A 15,080-nucleotide genomic window follows, 5' to 3' on the forward strand; every position below is an offset into this window, starting at 1 on the left:
TATGAAATATTTTTTGGACAGTGCCATTATGAAGGAAGTGCGTTATGCTTATGAAAATTGGGCCATCGATGGGGTAACGACGAATCCTCGCCACATCATGTCAAGCGGTAAACCATTCCTTACCGTGTTAGATGAATTAGGAAGCGAATTTAAGGGCGTTGAGAACTTTCCTATTTCAGTGGAAATTAATCCTCATTTAGACGATGCAAAAGAAATGGTTGAAACAGGAACGAAGATTGCACAATTGTCTTCCAATTTCGTCATTAAAATTCCGTGTACAGAACCAGGTTTGATTGCGGCGAGGGAATTTGAAAAAGAAGGCATCCCTACGAATGTCACGCTTGTTTTTTCTCCTTCCCAAGCCTTGCAAGCTGGAAGAATCAAGGCTAGTTTCGTATCGCCTTTCGTTGGATGGAAGGAAAATAGCGGGGATGACACGACTCAATACATTCAAGATATCGCAAATATCTATAAAACGTATCATTTCGAAACTGAAATTATCGTGGCCGCTTTGCGGAATGGCAAACAAATCGTTGATGCCGCTAAAGCAGGGGCCCATATCGTGACCTGTGGCTTCGATGTTTACAAGGAAAGCTTCCATCACGCATTTACTGATTATGGATTGGATAAATTCCGCAATGCCTGGGACAACACAATTACGGAAGCACCAGTATTGAAATGATAATAAATAACGTTGAAAGGTTCCTCATGGATGTTAATTTGAGGGCCTTTTAAAATGGAAGAAAGGAGCGGGGTGACCTTGTCAAAGTATGAAGTGATTAGAGGTTTAAATAAACATATTTCCATTTTCCATGTTGAAGATAGCAGGTTTGCACCATACGGTAAAATAATCATTGGGTATGATTTTCAAGAGCTGCAAACATATATGAAAGAAATGGAGATTCCTCAAGATCATAATGTCTATATTCCTTCAGTTTCCGATATGGAAAATACGAGCGTGAAAGAACGGATTCAAACTGCCTTTTATGGAGAGATGCCGATTCAAATTGGATATTGTAATGGTCCGAGCTCAACGCTGAATGGTTTAGAATATCATAAAGGCAGTGAAATCAACATTGCGGTGACAGATATGGTTCTTCTATTGGGAAAAGTACAGGATATTCACGACAATAGTTATGACTCTACAAATGTAGAGGCGTTTTTTATCCCGAAAGGAACGGCGATAGAGTTATATAGTACAACCTTGCACTTTGCCCCGTGTAAAGTAAACGAAGAAGGGTTCAAGACAATCGTTATTTTGCCGGCCGGCACAAATGAGCCATTAAATCAGGAGATAAAAAAAAGAACGGAAGAGGATAAACTATTATTCATGAAAAATAAATGGCTGATTGCTCATCCTGAAAGCAAACAATTGGCAAGTAAAGGTGCATATGCCGGAATAAATGGTGATAATATTTCAATTTTCCATGGGAAAAATAAAATAAAAATCAAATGACTAACTTCATAGCTGCAAAAGAGGTGGGAGCTTTATGTCCCGCCTTTTTTATGTTCTCCAAAGCTTTCTATAAGGAAAATCCGGAAGTAGGCCTAATTAATTTCAGTTTGGTCGGAAAAAAGGAGAAGAAGGCCGAATTAATTCAAGTGGGGTCGGAAAAATGGCGAATACGGACAAAGTTATTCCATGCAATACCGAGATAGCGGCGAAGACGACCCGAATATTCCAGAACAGGATCAAGTCTTGCGAAGGCAGCAGGGTTGTTACTCAATGGAGAAAAATGCTATGGTGGATGGATGAGGTAAGAAAACATGAGGAAAAGAAGTGAAATAAATGGCTGAACCATTGAAGGATTTATATAGCGCTGCTTTCATCCGTGAATTCAGTGAAAAAGTGAGAAGCGTCCATCCCCCCTTTCCTGCTCAATCTTTTCGAGAAGATGTGATGAACGAGGAATGGGATGAGATGAAGTTGAAAGAGCGAATCAGGCATATTTCGCTTACACTGGGAAGGCATCTTCCGAGTGATTATCAGGAAGCCCTGAATATCTTATATCAATTGGAAAAAGATTGTGAAGGCTTCAGATATTTATTTTTCCCGGATTTTGTAGAGGTGCATGGGTTGAATAAGGAGAATTGGCCCCTGTCGCTAGAAGCCTTGGAGCGTTTCACCGTTAGGTCTTCTTCTGAATTTGCTGTGCGTGCATTCATCCTGCTTGAGCCCGTGTTAATGATTGCGAAGATGAAGGAATGGGCACAGAATGAGAATGAGCATGTCCGCAGGCTAGCCAGTGAAGGATGCCGGCCGAGGCTGCCTTGGGGACAATTTTTACCGATGTTCAAGGCAGATCCGCAGCCGGTTCTGGAACTGCTGGAAAGCCTGAAAAACGATCCCTCGCTCTATGTTCGTAAAAGTGTGGCCAATAACTTAAATGATATTGCCAAGGACCATCCGGCTGCCGTCATTCAAATTGCCAAGCGCTGGCATGAGAGCGGGGACGACCTTACGAATTGGATCATCCGGCGAGGCTGCAGATCACTTGTCAAACAAGCGGATCCCGAGGTGCTGGCGATGTTTGGTTATGCGGATGTATGGAGTGACCCGACGATGGTAGCTGCGGCTTTTATTGAAAATGAGCCGGCTTCCATTAAGATCGGGGAGACGAGTGAACTTCATTTTGGCTTTCAGGTGGAAGCCATCAGTACAGTGAAGCTTCGGATTGAGTACGCCATCGATTTTGTGAAAGCCAAGCAAAAAACGTCCCGAAAACTGTTCCTGCTGGCAGATAGGAATTTTGCAGCTGGAGAGCGCGTTGATAGAGTGAAAATTCACAATTGGAAGGATTTAACCACACGCCGTCATTATGGGGGCCTCCACAAGATCTCGCTTCTTGTGAATGGAGTGGAAGTTGCAGAAACGAATCTCACGCTTACATTGTCATGAGCAAAACTGCTGTATGGCCCCTAATGCGAAAGAAAACCGTATGATTTTCAAACCTTTTCCCGGCGGAATTCGGGGAAAGGCTTTTTATTTTTCAAAGGATATAGGATGGTTGAAAAAAAAGTGGTTGACACACCTGTACGTACAGGATAAGATGAAAGCGTAACCAAATCTTGTACGTACAGGTTTGGGGGACTAATATATTTTACTTTCTAAGGAAGGGAAGTACTCAAATGGGTAAATACACAGAACCAGCAGGGGATTTGCTCCAATATGTCGGAGGGAAAGAGAATATCGCCACGGTTACGCATTGTGCGACAAGAATGCGATTCGTACTGAAAGATACAGCAAAGGCGGATGTAACGAATATTGAATCAATCAAACTAGTAAAAGGAACCTTTACACAAGCCGGGCAGTTCCAGGTCATCATCGGCAATGAAGTATCATCCTTTTATAATGAATTCGTTTCGATAGCCGGCTTGCAGGAAGCATCGAAAGAAGACGTGAAAGCGGCAGCTAAACAGAATATGAGCTGGCTGCAGCGCTTGGTTGCCCATCTTGCGGATATTTTCACACCGCTGATTCCAGCCATAGTCGTCGGGGGCCTCATTCTTGGTTTCCGCAATATCATCGGGGATATTAAAATGTTCGATGATGGCACGAAGACGCTTGTGGAGATTTCCCAATTTTGGTCAGGGGTCCATGCTTTCCTTTGGCTGATTGGCGAAGCTATATTTCATTTTCTTCCAGTTGGGATCACGTGGTCCATTTCGAAGAAAATGGGCACCACGCAAATTCTCGGAATTGTCCTTGGTTTGACGCTCGTTTCTCCGCAGCTTCTTAATGCATATGCAGTGGCAGGGACAAAAGCAAGTGACATCCCGTTTTGGGATTTTGGTTTCGTCCAAGTCGATATGATCGGCTATCAAGCCCAGGTCATTCCGGCGATACTGGCAGGCTTCGTTTTAGCTTATTTAGAGCGGTTCCTGAGAGATCGAGTGCATAATTCCATTTCCATGATCGTCGTTCCATTTTTTGCTTTGCTTCCAACCGTGATCATTGCCCATACCGTTTTAGGGCCTATCGGCTGGAAAATCGGCACAGTCATTTCATCAGTTGTATACTCTGGTCTGACTTCATCGTTTGGTTGGCTATTCGCTGCCGTTTTCGGCTTTGCGTATGCACCGCTTGTCATCACCGGTTTGCATCACATGACAAACGCAATCGATTTGCAGCTTATGAGTGAATTGCACGGAACGAACCTTTGGCCGATGATCGCTTTATCGAACATTGCTCAAGGAACGGCTGTACTTGCGATGATTTACATCAATAGAAAGGACGAGGAGGAAAGACAAGTGTCGATCCCAGCCACGATTTCATGCTATCTCGGGGTAACCGAGCCGGCCATGTTCGGGATTAACTTGAAATACGGCTTCCCGTTCCTGGCAGGTATGATTGGTTCAATGTTTGCTGGCATCGTATCCGTCGGATCTGGTGTGATGGCCAACTCCATCGGCGTAGGCGGGATACCGGGTATCCTTTCCATCCAGCCAAAACATATGGGAATGTTTGCAGTGGCGATGCTGGTTGCCTTCATCGTGCCGTTCATTTTGACCATCGTCTTTTCCAAACGGCCTCAAATGAACTTGAAAACGAGAACGAAACCAACGAAATTAAATGCGTAACCATGCAAAGGGGGAGGAGTCTCCCTCTTTTTTTTATCATACTGGCAAAAGGTCGTTTGAAATAGCAGAGGAGGATTTTACAATGAAGGATTTTAAAAAAAGCACCGTGTATCAAATTTATCCGAAATCATTCAAGGATTCCAACGGGGACGGCATCGGGGATATCAATGGGGTGATTGAAAAAATGGATTACCTCGAGTTACTTGGAGTTGATTATATTTGGCTGACGCCATTTTACCGTTCACCGCAAAATGATAACGGCTATGATGTAGCGGATTATACATCCATCGATCCAGCGTTCGGGACAATGGCTGATTTCGGGAGATTGGTGAAGGCTGCCCAATCAAGGAATATGGAAATCATGCTGGATATGGTATTCAACCATACATCCACAGAGCATGAATGGTTCCAAAAGGCATTGGCAGGCGATAAGGAGTATAAGGATTATTATATTTTCAAAAAATCGCCCGACAGCGAACCGCCTACGAATTGGATTTCAAAATTTGGCGGCCCAGCATGGGAATATGTAGAAGAATTTGATGAATATTACCTTCACTTGTTCGACCGTACACAAGCTGACCTTAACTGGGAAAACCCTAGAGTAAGGCAAGAAATCTATGATGTCGTTAACTTTTGGATGGAAAAGGGTGTGAAAGGGTTCCGCCTGGATGTCATCAATCTCATTTCCAAGCCCGGCTTATTCGAAAATGATTTGGAAGGGGACGGCCGCTGCTTTTATACGGATGGCGACAAAATCCATCAATACCTTAAAGAATTGAATGAAGAAACGTTTGGGAAAGAAGAAAAAGTGGTGACGGTAGGAGAAATGTCATCGACGACGATCGATCATTGCATCCAATATTCCGCGCCTGATGAAAAGGAGCTGTCCATGGTATTCAACTTCCATCATCTCAAGGTGGATTACATGGATGGGGAAAAGTGGTCCATTGCCGATTTTGACTTCAGGATGTTAAAGGAAATCCTCAGCAGCTGGCAATACGGCATGCAAAAAGGTAACGGATGGAATGCACTCTTCTGGTGCAACCATGACCAGCCGCGAATAGTGTCCAGGTTTGGCAATGATGAAGAGTATCAAAAGCAATCGGCCAAGATGCTGGCAACAGCGATCCATATGCTCAGGGGAACGCCTTACATATATCAAGGCGAGGAAATAGGAATGACGAATCCGAAGTTCACCAAAATTGAACAATATCGCGATGTCGAATCGATTAATTATTTCAATATTTTAAAAGAAGAAGGAAAAGATGAAGAAGAAATAATGGAAATTCTCCAAGCTAAGTCCCGTGACAATTCCCGGACCCCGATGCAGTGGGAACATGCGGAGCATGCAGGCTTCACGACGGGGACGCCATGGATTGAAGTCCCAGATCATGCAGAGGCAATCAACGTTGAGCATTCACTGAGCGATCAAGATTCGATTTTCTATCATTACCAAAAACTAATATGTTTACGGAAGAAACATGATATCATTGCATATGGGGAATACCAGGAAATCCTTGGTGACCATCCCGAATTATTCGCTTATATCCGCAGTCATGAAGATAAGAAGCTCCTTGTCATCAATAATTTTTATGCAAAAGAAGCGTTTTTCGAGATGCCAAAGGATGCAAACCTGTCCGGCTTCAAGTCAGAGCTTCTAATTTCCAACTATGCCGATTCAAAAGAGCTTATAGATCAATGTGTGCTGAGGCCCTATGAATCGGTGGTCTATTTGTTGGAAAAGGGACAGCCGGTTAACAAATAATATTGTGGTGATGAAATGAACAGCAAATACCTATCACTATATGGTGATATCGTTACAAAGATTGAAGAAAAAACTTTTTCCGCCAATGAAAAGCTTCCTTCCGAAAGCAGCTTCATGGAAGAGTATGGTATTTCAAGGGATACTGTGAGGAAGGCTTTGAATTTACTCGAACAAAATGGGTATATTCACAAAATCAAGGGCAAGGGATCTTTCGTGCTCGATATCAACAAATTCAATTTTCCTGTGGCAGGATTGATTTCCTTTAAGGAAATGGCGGAGAAGCTGAATCTGCATTCCAAAACGATCATTCATACGCTGGAGCTTGAGTCCCCGGACTCAAACATGATGAAGCATCTTGACCTAACGAAAGATCAGGAAATATGGAAGGTTTTTCGGATTCGGCAAATCAATGGCAAAAAAATCATCCTTGATAAAGATTATTTCAATAGTGAGCTTGTCCCTAAGCTGACAAAGGAAATCAGTGAGGATTCGATTTATCGTTATATCGAGGGAGAACTGGGGCTTCAGATTGGATTTTCGAATAAGGAAATCACCGTGGAGCCATGCAGTGACGAAGATAAACAGCTATTGGATATTGAAGACTATGATATGGTCGCCGTCGTGAGAAGTACTGTCCATTTAATGGATGGAAGTTTGTTTCAGTATAGTGAATCCAGGCATAGGCCGGATAAATTCAAGTTCACCGACTTTGCACGGCGGACTTGGTAAAGACTTCAGCCGTATATGCCCAATAGTTCAAGACAAAAGGGGGTTCGGAATTTAACATTTCCGAACCCCCTTTTTACCTGTCAAATTCCGCCTTGAGTTGGTCATTTTGTACCTTTCATCTAGCTGTTTCATTCAGTTAGAGATGATTTCTTTGTTTGCTTCGAAGAATGGGAAGCGTTCAATAAAGCAACTCCGCCAATGATTAAGATTAACCCGCCTAACGTAAGTGTACTAAAGGGCTCATCCCAGAGAATAACGCCTATCAATGCAGTTAAAGCGGTGCCGATTCCAGACCAAATGGCATAAGCCAAGCTTAACGGAATCGTTTTAAGACATAAGGATAGGCAATAAAACGCCGTTCCGAAGCCCAGGATAACCCCTAATGTCGGGAAAAAATTAGTGAATCCATCAGATATCTTAAGCATGGTCGTCCCAAATACTTCGGTTATGATGGATATCCCCAGTGCCATGTACCCTTTCATTCCATTACCTCCAATATAATTAAAAACGTTATTGAGAATCACCAGCAGCAAGCTTCAAAATGACGACTCCGCCAATGATCAAAAGTAAACCTATGAATTTTTTCAGATTGAAGCTTTCTTTATAAACGATTACCCCCACTAAAGCTGTTAAGGCGGTTCCAATGCCGGACCATATCGCATACGCCGTTCCAAGTGGAATGGTCATGAGGGATATGGATAGGCAATAAAAGGCTAAACCCATTCCGATTATGACACCCAAGGAAGGGAAAAAACGTTTAAATCCGTTCGATCCTTTTAACATGGAGCTGCCAAACACTTCACTTACAATCGCTATTGCCAAGAATGCATATGGATACAAAATGATCTCCTCCTATATTGCTGTTCATGAATTTTTAAATTACTTTCTCAAGCATCTTATCATCTAAGGGAGCCATATAAAAAGTCTCGCAACAAAATGTAACATTCTATCATCATTCAGCATGTCACAGCGGTTCACATGCTATCTTGCTTCCCTATTCCTTTTCGATGCTGTTCATAGGCAATCTATCATTTCCAAGAACTGAATGGATCTTCCATGTTTTTGCTGCAGCTCTGCTTGAAGAAGCAAGCTAGTGCTCAATATATCACATAATAGAGTGCATAAGAGAAGGAAACACCAAATGAATCAAAACTGTCTGAGTGGTGTTGTCAACTCCGATGTGATGAAAGCCTAACTCGTGCTGCAAACTTTGTTTGTAAAAAAGGTCAAAAAGGGGTTCTTAGGAAATTTGTCGAATAGAGTTTATAAACGAATATCAAGGAGTGGTTTTTCTTATGGAATTTATGGTTAACAAAAACTGCCTTCATCAAGCTCTTTCAGCTGTCGGGCATGCAATTTCCACAAAAACGACACCATCCATTTTAACAGGGATAAAGATAGTCGCAAATGTGGATGGATTAATCCTCCTAGGCAGCAATTCAGACATTATCATCGAAAAAACCATTCCAGTTACGCTTGGCGGTGAAAGAGTATTGGAGGTGTATGATAAGGGAAGTGTCGTCTTACCAGCAAAATATTTACGTGATATCATCCAAAAATTATCCGATGACATCCATATTAAGCTCAACGCAAACCATTCAGTAACGATTAAATCGGCTGAAATCGTTACTGATCTTAATGGTTTCAATTCGACAGAATATCCTGATCTTCCGTTCATTGATGATTCCGCATTCATTGAGGTACACAGTGAAGGATTGCAGGAAATCATTAAGCAGACGGTTTTTGCCGTATCCAAAAGCGAGTCCAGGCCTGCACTGGCAGGAGTCAATATGACATTCAAGGAAAAATGCTTTGTTGCGTGGCGACGAATTCGCATCGCTTGGCGTCAAGCGAGCTAGCGTTAGAGACCAAAATAACTGGTTCGTTCATCGTCCCAAGTAAGAGCCTGAATGAGCTGACCAAATTAATGAATGATGAAGCGGGTGTCGTACATATTTTTGTTTCAAAAAGTTACGTGGGATTCAAATCAAGCCATATTTCACTTTTTACCAGGTTGATAGATGGCAGCTATCCTAATGTATTGGAAATGCTGCCAAGAGATTCGAAAACGACCATCATCATGGACACTAATAAACTAGTAAAAGGAGTTGATAGAGCCTGTCTCTTTGCTAGGGATTGCCGAAATAACAATGTACACTTAGATCTCTTGGAGGGCAATGGATTACAAATTTCTTCCAATTCAACAGAACGAGGGAAAATAAAAGAAATCCAAACTATCAAGGGCATAAAAGGTGAAGGAGAAGTAAATGTTTCACTTGATGGATATATCTTATTGGATGCCTTGAAGGTGATAAAGGAAAAAGAGGTCAAACTAAGCTTTGGCGGAGCCATGAAGCCAGTCCTAATCGAGCCTGTCAATGGTACTTCACAGCTTCATCTCATTTCACCTGTAAGATCACCATCAGCTTGATGTGTACATAGGTGCACGCTTGCATTTTAATAAAGTAAAAGATGGATACCGCCTATTTTCGCCACGGTATCCATCGTATAAATAATCAACGAGCAGTTACTAGGTTAATGCCGGCAGCTTTATTTCGAAGGAGAATGTCGACCCTTGTTTACTAGTCTCTTCAAGCCAAATGCTTCCATCCATCATTTCCGTCAATCGTTTACAGATGGAAAGGCCAAGGCCCGTCCCTGTTTTGAATGTTGCCGTGCCTTTTGGATACACTTGATTGAAAGGCTTAAAAAGGCTCGCTACTTGATCATTTGGAATACCGTTTCCTGAATCCTTTACATGGAAAGATAAATGGATGAAATCAGGATTGTTTTCTCCGGGCATTAAGGTGACGGAAATGTTAATGTTGCCATCATCCGTATACTTAATGGCGTTTTCTATTAAATTTACAAGGATCTGACGGATTTTATGATCATCGCCCAATAATACCATCGGAATCTCCGGATCGATATCACTAAGTAATCTCATTCCTTTTTTATCGGCTTCAGCTTTGAATGATTTGAATACTTGTTCTACACAGAAGTGGATATCAAAAGGCTGGATGTTCATTTCCATTTTACCCGTATCCATTTTAGAATAATTCAATATATGACTTACCATCGTAAGCAGCGCCTTGCCGCTCGTTTCGATGATTTCCGTATATTCTTTTTGTTCGTCCGTCATTTCAGTAGAATGCAGCAGCTCCGTCATTCCCAAAATACCGATCATGGGATCTTTAATTTCTTGACTGAGGACAGCCAGTAAATCGGATTTATCCTTACTGAGTTTATCAATTTGGAGTGATGCCAAACGCAGCTCCATTTCATCCATGACGATCTGGGCAAGGGACCGGAGAATTTCCAGTTCTTGTTCCGTGATGACACGCGGCTTATAATCAATGACACAAAGAACGCCAAGATTATGGTTGTCATGCGTATTCAAAGGGATGCCGGCATAAAAACGAAACCCGTTTTCTCCTGCCACCAAAGGGTTTGCTAGCGATCGTGGATCTAAACTGGCATCTTTAAGTATATAAGGAACATTGTGAAGTATGGCTGAAGCACAGAGACCTGGCTCCCTTTCGATTTCCTCCACATCCAAGCCATGATGGGACTTGAACCATATCCGATCCTCGTCGACAAGGCTGGTAATGGCGATAGGTACATTCAGGAGCTGTGATGCAAGGGCCGTAACCCTATCGAAAGCGCCATCCGGCGGTGTATCAAGTATTTGATACCGCTGTAGGGCATTTATACGTTCTTTTTCATGTGGGGTAATTTCCATCATGTTCAATTAATTTTCCTCCTATGTCTCAAAGATTGCCATGCGCACAGTAAAGTGGTTCATGACATGAGACATTCCTATGCAGCATATACCATGATTTCATGGAGAATGACAAAAGCCCTATATTTGATGGAAGACTTATCGTCCATTCATGCATTCTTATACTGATGCTCCCATTATATCATTTAATAGGCGGAGGGGTTCGAATAATGTGGGACTTGTCCTTTACTACCCAGCCCGGAATGCTAAGCAATAAAAATCAATACCTTTTCTTAGAAAAGAGAAAAAAACATGATGGACAACTTCGTAAAACAAGTAGCTAATAAACCGTAATTGTCACATTCCGATTTCTATATATTCTTTATTTAGGCATGTTTTTCAGTATCCATTTTTTAATCAGCTTGGCCACCTGGGGTGGCGAAGTGCTGGAGGTATCTATTACTGGGATGGGAGGAGAGGATGTTTGAGCTTCCTGAACCAATTTTTCAGATAGTACATTCATATATTCGATGCTATTTTCCGTCCATTTCCCCCGTGCCGCTAGCCGTTCTGTGCGCGCTTTGTCATTACAAAAAAGATGGAGATAATGCACAGGACCAAAAAAAGGGAAGTGATCACAGATTTCTACGTTATATGGGTCAGGTACATGGCCAAACAAAACGGTATTCCGCCCGGAATATGCACTATAATAGGCAATTTTCAACCAATTATCACAAGCTTGCTGATAATTTTCATCATTTACAATAAGATCCATATCAAAAACATTTACATTTAAATCAACCATGATTTTCTGTAGTTCCAATGAGGTTGCCGATTTACCGGAACCACTGATGCCAGTCACAATAAAAATAGGGTACGTTATGATCATCACCTTCCAATGTGTTAAGGGAATGGGCTACTGATATCCCATATGATAGTTACACCTTATGTATCATATGTTGATGCTCTGGAATTGCATCTTTCGTATACCTAGAGCGAAAAAAAAACTTGAACGCTTTTTCCAGCTTTACATGGGGTCAGGGCGATAATCCATAATAAAAAACCCCGGATCGGGGTTTTCAGACTGTAGACAAACTCGATGAAAATCGAGTTTGTCTATTTTTATGGCCTGTACAATTTAGACGTTGATTTCCACTCCAGGCACTCGCTTTCCGCGGGCGGTCGGGGAGCCTCCTCGGCTTTGCCTGCGGGGTCTCCCCTAGACGCGCTTTTCCCGCAGGAGTCTCGTACCTTCCGTTCCAATCAACTTTGTCTTACCTTTTAGATAGAACACTTTTGACTGGAGTCATTTTTGTTTTAAAATTGAAGGATTAAAACTTGAGGTGATGAGGATGCTTTCTAAACATGATTCTATTCAGCGAGATCAACTTGAAATGATTACTTTAGATCAACTGGTGCCACCGAACCATTTGGTTCGTAAAATGGAGGCTGCCATTGACTTCACTTTCATTTATGACTTGGTGAAAGATATGTACTCAGAGGTAGGACGCCCAAGTATTGATCCAGTTATTTTAGTTAAACTGACTTTCATTCAATATACCTTCGGTATTCGTTCCATGCGTAAAACGATTGAAGAAGTTGAAACCAATATGGCTTACCGTTGGTTCTTAGGCTATGGTTTCCATGATAAAGTACCTCATTTCTCTACGTTCGGAAAAAATTATGAGCGACGCTTTAAAGATACAGACCTGTTTGAACAGATTTTCTGTCGCATTTTAATGACAGCTGCTAATAAAAAGGTAATAAGTGTAGAACACGTTTTCGTGGATTCCACCCATGTGAAAGCCAGTGCGAATAAACGGAAATTTGAAAAGAAAATCGTTCGTAAAGAAACACGAGCGTATCAAGGACGTCTTCAAGAAGAAATCAATCAAGATCGTGAAAACCATGGAAAGAAGCCTTTTCCACCAGATAAATTTGATAAGGAAGAAACCAAAGCAATTAAAGAAAGTACTACGGATCCTGAGAGTGGCTACTATGTGAAAGATGAACGAACAAAACAGTTTGCCTATTCATTCCATGCGGCCGCAGACGGCAACGGTTTTGTATTGGGAACGATTGTAACACCTGGTAATACACATGACAGTCATATTTTGGAGCCACTTGTTGAGCAAGTGATTGAGAAAGTTGGAAAACCAGAAGCAGTTGCCGCAGATGCAGCTTATAAAACACCAGCGATTACAAGCTACCTATTTAACAAAGAAATCACACCTGCTTTACCCTATACACGTCCTCGTACAAAAGAAGGATTCTTTCGCAAACATGACTATGTTTACGATGAACACTTTGATTGTTACCTTTGCCCTTCGGGAGAAACTTTAAAGTACTCAACAACAAATAAAGAGGGCTATCGCGAATACAAATCGCCAAAACAAATTTGTGCAACATGCTCATTTTTATCACGGTGTACGGAAAGCAAAGACCATCAAAAAGTAGTGACACGGCATATCTGGCAAGCATATGTGGAAGAAGCAGATCATCTGCGTCATCATCAAGAGGTAAAACCTATATATGCGAAACGCAAAGAAACGATTGAGCGTGTATTCGCAGATGCAAAAGAAAAGCATGGTATGCGTTGGACTACTTTAAGGGGACTTAAAAAATTGTCGATGCAGGCGATGCTTACTTTCGCTGCCATGAATGTAAAGAAGATGGCCACTTGGACATGGCAAGGTCCTAAAATGGCTTAACATAGTGGCTCGAAGAGCCCAAATCTCGTAACCTTTGGTCAAAATTTCAAAGGAATTTCAAAAGGGGTTCGGAATTTTTTAATTCCGAACCCCTTTTGTCTACAAACTGAAAACCCCGGATCGGGGTTTTGTTTGTTAATATCTGAACTGGTTCCTCGTAAAATTGCCTGGAGGAGCACCAACCAAGCCTTGGGGGGGATATCCATTCATGCCGTTACACCTGTGCGGAAAAAAATGTTTATATGTGATGACATGTTTATTTACGGTAGTGGTATGTGCGGGGTGAAAAACTGGAATGACAGTATTAATGATATTTGTTTTAACATAATGTCTGGTGGGGGAAGATTGAGACGGATCGTACTGTACAGGCATGGTCTGCGGCGGGCAATATTGCGGTGGGCGCTGGCCGCCATGTGGGTGCCCCCATGGTTTATTATACATTTCAACACCTCCCGTCATTTTTTTGGTCATTATTAGTTTATGAAATGAAATGGCAAAGGGACTAGTATAAACGCCTTTTTCTAAAAAATGTCTGTAACGTTGCTGAATATTCGATTTCGTTTATAGGTTTTTAGCAATGGCCAACCATTTTCATCGCTTGCTGAACAAATGACGTGAATCGCTTCCGCATGATCTTTTCTTTGTTTTTTTCCAAGCCCCATTCAGGAAACGAAGATAACCGTAATGCCGCATATAATTGCCAGAATGGTAAAGTGGCCAAATTCAAGTGTGGCATCATGGATACATAGACGTCGGTGAAGTTATCCATTGCTGCCGCTCCAAAATGAAATAATATTTCAAGCTGGCTATTGGCAAGGTCAGCCAAAGGATCACCTAAGGCTGCGTCTTCCCAGTCGATTACCGAAGCGAGGGTATCTTCAAAGAATAATATATTTCCTGGCCAATAATCACCATGAAGGATTACATCTCTATTCAATGAGGGAAATGGAATGGCTGATTTTAATACATGGAGGATCAAGCTGTTATTTAAGGTTTCGTCCATATTTGCCCTTTTTTCGTGGAGCATCTTTTCGTGCAATTCTGTCTGTTTAGGAAGAAAAGAAAGCTCAAGATGTTCACATTCGAGACGATGAATGTGAACTAGATTGGCCGCGAGCTGGAAAATATAATCTGCCAGATTGGACGGGGCAAACTCCGGCCCGCCCTCCACATATTCAATAAGTAAACATGGCCTAGTAAAAGCTCCCCCGGCTTGCTCAAAATAATAAGGTGTTGGAACGGGCAACCCATCGTTTGTCAATATCTCCAAAAGCCTGTACTCATCCGCCGCAATATGGGGGTTGCGTTTCAAGTCATTCACGCCATGCTGACGAACGATCATTTGTACGATTTTTCCTGTAGGTTGTAATACTTCCAACCTTGTAACTTGCGCCGATATTCCCCCTTTTAAATCCCATGAACGAATAAGCTTGTTTGCTTGATCCAACTTCTGCACCAATTGTTCAAACCTAATCGTTTCAGATGCTCTGAAGTCCATCACTGCGACACTCCTTTTCGAATGGACGATAAATTGCAAGGTAACACGACTGACAATAGCATGGTAGCGTATTCT

14 protein-coding genes are annotated in these 15,080 nt (G+C 42.0%); 9 read left to right on the top strand and 5 right to left on the bottom strand.

The annotated features are described in order from the left end of the window. Position 1: 1 nt before the first annotated feature. The 6 genes from MHI53_RS09905 (at position 2) to treR (ending at position 7,075) form a co-directional block, all read left to right on the top strand. Positions 2 to 682 carry a transaldolase family protein gene (locus tag MHI53_RS09905; protein ID WP_061141724.1) on the top strand — a complete coding sequence of 227 codons (681 nt, stop codon included), beginning with the start codon at positions 2 to 4 and terminating at the stop codon, positions 680 to 682. Between the two features lie 78 nt (positions 683 to 760). After that, a complete protein-coding gene (locus MHI53_RS09910; RefSeq protein WP_340373358.1) occupies positions 761 to 1,456 on the top strand; it encodes a DUF4867 family protein in 696 nt (231 codons plus the stop codon). A 333-nt stretch (positions 1,457 to 1,789) separates the two neighbouring features. Then, the gene (locus tag MHI53_RS09915) at positions 1,790 to 2,899 is read left to right on the top strand and encodes a DNA alkylation repair protein (RefSeq protein ID WP_340373359.1); all 1,110 of its coding nucleotides are present in this window, start codon (positions 1,790 to 1,792) and stop codon (positions 2,897 to 2,899) included. A 230-nt stretch (positions 2,900 to 3,129) separates the two neighbouring features. Then, a complete protein-coding gene (gene treP, locus MHI53_RS09920) occupies positions 3,130 to 4,581 on the top strand; it encodes a PTS system trehalose-specific EIIBC component (protein WP_340373360.1) in 1,452 nt (483 codons plus the stop codon). Between the two features lie 82 nt (positions 4,582 to 4,663). Then, positions 4,664 to 6,346 carry an alpha,alpha-phosphotrehalase gene (treC, locus tag MHI53_RS09925; protein ID WP_340373361.1) on the top strand — a complete coding sequence of 561 codons (1,683 nt, stop codon included), beginning with the start codon at positions 4,664 to 4,666 and terminating at the stop codon, positions 6,344 to 6,346. Positions 6,347 to 6,361: 15 nt separating this feature from the next. Beyond that, a complete protein-coding gene (treR, locus tag MHI53_RS09930; RefSeq protein WP_061141720.1) occupies positions 6,362 to 7,075 on the top strand; it encodes a trehalose operon repressor in 714 nt (237 codons plus the stop codon). A gap of 128 nt (positions 7,076 to 7,203) precedes the next feature. Here treR and MHI53_RS09935 read toward each other — a convergent pair whose 3' ends face one another. Together MHI53_RS09935 and MHI53_RS09940 are read right to left on the bottom strand one after the other, a co-directional pair. After that, entirely contained in the window at positions 7,204 to 7,557 is a 354-nt protein-coding gene (locus tag MHI53_RS09935) for a multidrug efflux SMR transporter (protein WP_061141719.1), read from the bottom strand. 28 nt (positions 7,558 to 7,585) lie between these two features. Beyond that, a complete protein-coding gene (locus tag MHI53_RS09940) occupies positions 7,586 to 7,915 on the bottom strand; it encodes a multidrug efflux SMR transporter (RefSeq protein ID WP_061141718.1) in 330 nt (109 codons plus the stop codon). Positions 7,916 to 8,370: 455 nt separating this feature from the next. Here MHI53_RS09940 and MHI53_RS09945 point away from each other — a divergent pair, with 455 nt between their 5' ends. Further along, positions 8,371 to 8,934, top strand: a complete 564-nt coding sequence (locus MHI53_RS09945; RefSeq protein WP_340373362.1) for a DNA polymerase III subunit beta — start codon at positions 8,371 to 8,373, stop codon at positions 8,932 to 8,934. Next, positions 8,895 to 9,506 carry a DNA polymerase III subunit beta gene (gene dnaN, locus MHI53_RS09950; protein ID WP_340373363.1) on the top strand — a complete coding sequence of 204 codons (612 nt, stop codon included), beginning with the start codon at positions 8,895 to 8,897 and terminating at the stop codon, positions 9,504 to 9,506. Before MHI53_RS09945 ends, dnaN begins: the two co-directional genes overlap by 40 nt. A 99-nt stretch (positions 9,507 to 9,605) precedes the next feature. Here the strand turns inward: dnaN and MHI53_RS09955 are convergent, their stop codons facing one another. Then, positions 9,606 to 10,820: a GAF domain-containing sensor histidine kinase gene (locus MHI53_RS09955; protein ID WP_340373669.1), complete on the bottom strand. Its 1,215-nt coding sequence runs from the start codon at positions 10,818 to 10,820 to the stop codon at positions 9,606 to 9,608. Positions 10,821 to 11,178: 358 nt separating this feature from the next. Then, the gene (locus MHI53_RS09960; protein ID WP_061141715.1) at positions 11,179 to 11,685 is read right to left on the bottom strand and encodes an AAA family ATPase; all 507 of its coding nucleotides are present in this window, start codon (positions 11,683 to 11,685) and stop codon (positions 11,179 to 11,181) included. A gap of 463 nt (positions 11,686 to 12,148) precedes the next feature. Between MHI53_RS09960 and MHI53_RS09965 the strand changes: the two genes are divergently transcribed. Next, on the top strand, positions 12,149 to 13,507 hold the full coding sequence (locus tag MHI53_RS09965) for an IS1182 family transposase (RefSeq protein ID WP_340373364.1): 1,359 nt from the start codon (positions 12,149 to 12,151) through the stop codon (positions 13,505 to 13,507). A gap of 571 nt (positions 13,508 to 14,078) precedes the next feature. Here MHI53_RS09965 and MHI53_RS09970 read toward each other — a convergent pair. Continuing rightward, positions 14,079 to 15,005 carry a phosphotransferase gene (locus tag MHI53_RS09970; protein WP_340373365.1) on the bottom strand — a complete coding sequence of 309 codons (927 nt, stop codon included), beginning with the start codon at positions 15,003 to 15,005 and terminating at the stop codon, positions 14,079 to 14,081. Positions 15,006 to 15,080: the final 75 nt, after the last annotated feature.

Source organism: Peribacillus sp. FSL E2-0218 (genome assembly GCF_037992945.1).
In the GTDB taxonomy this organism is placed as follows: Bacteria; Bacillota; Bacilli; order Bacillales; family DSM-1321; genus Peribacillus; species Peribacillus simplex_B.

Coding starts and splice junctions, on each gene's coding strand:
- MHI53_RS09915 (WP_340373359.1), top strand. CDS start 1,790: ATGGCTGAACCATTGAAGGATTTATATAGCGCTGCTTTCATCCGTGAA.
- MHI53_RS09960 (WP_061141715.1), bottom strand. CDS start 11,685: ATGATCATAACGTACCCTATTTTTATTGTGACTGGCATCAGTGGTTCC.
- treC (WP_340373361.1), top strand. CDS start 4,664: ATGAAGGATTTTAAAAAAAGCACCGTGTATCAAATTTATCCGAAATCA.
- treP (WP_340373360.1), top strand. CDS start 3,130: ATGGGTAAATACACAGAACCAGCAGGGGATTTGCTCCAATATGTCGGA.
- MHI53_RS09970 (WP_340373365.1), bottom strand. CDS start 15,005: ATGGACTTCAGAGCATCTGAAACGATTAGGTTTGAACAATTGGTGCAG.
- MHI53_RS09905 (WP_061141724.1), top strand. CDS start 2: ATGAAATATTTTTTGGACAGTGCCATTATGAAGGAAGTGCGTTATGCT.
- MHI53_RS09945 (WP_340373362.1), top strand. CDS start 8,371: ATGGAATTTATGGTTAACAAAAACTGCCTTCATCAAGCTCTTTCAGCT.
- MHI53_RS09955 (WP_340373669.1), bottom strand. CDS start 10,820: ATGATGGAAATTACCCCACATGAAAAAGAACGTATAAATGCCCTACAG.
- MHI53_RS09935 (WP_061141719.1), bottom strand. CDS start 7,557: ATGAAAGGGTACATGGCACTGGGGATATCCATCATAACCGAAGTATTT.
- MHI53_RS09965 (WP_340373364.1), top strand. CDS start 12,149: ATGCTTTCTAAACATGATTCTATTCAGCGAGATCAACTTGAAATGATT.
- treR (WP_061141720.1), top strand. CDS start 6,362: ATGAACAGCAAATACCTATCACTATATGGTGATATCGTTACAAAGATT.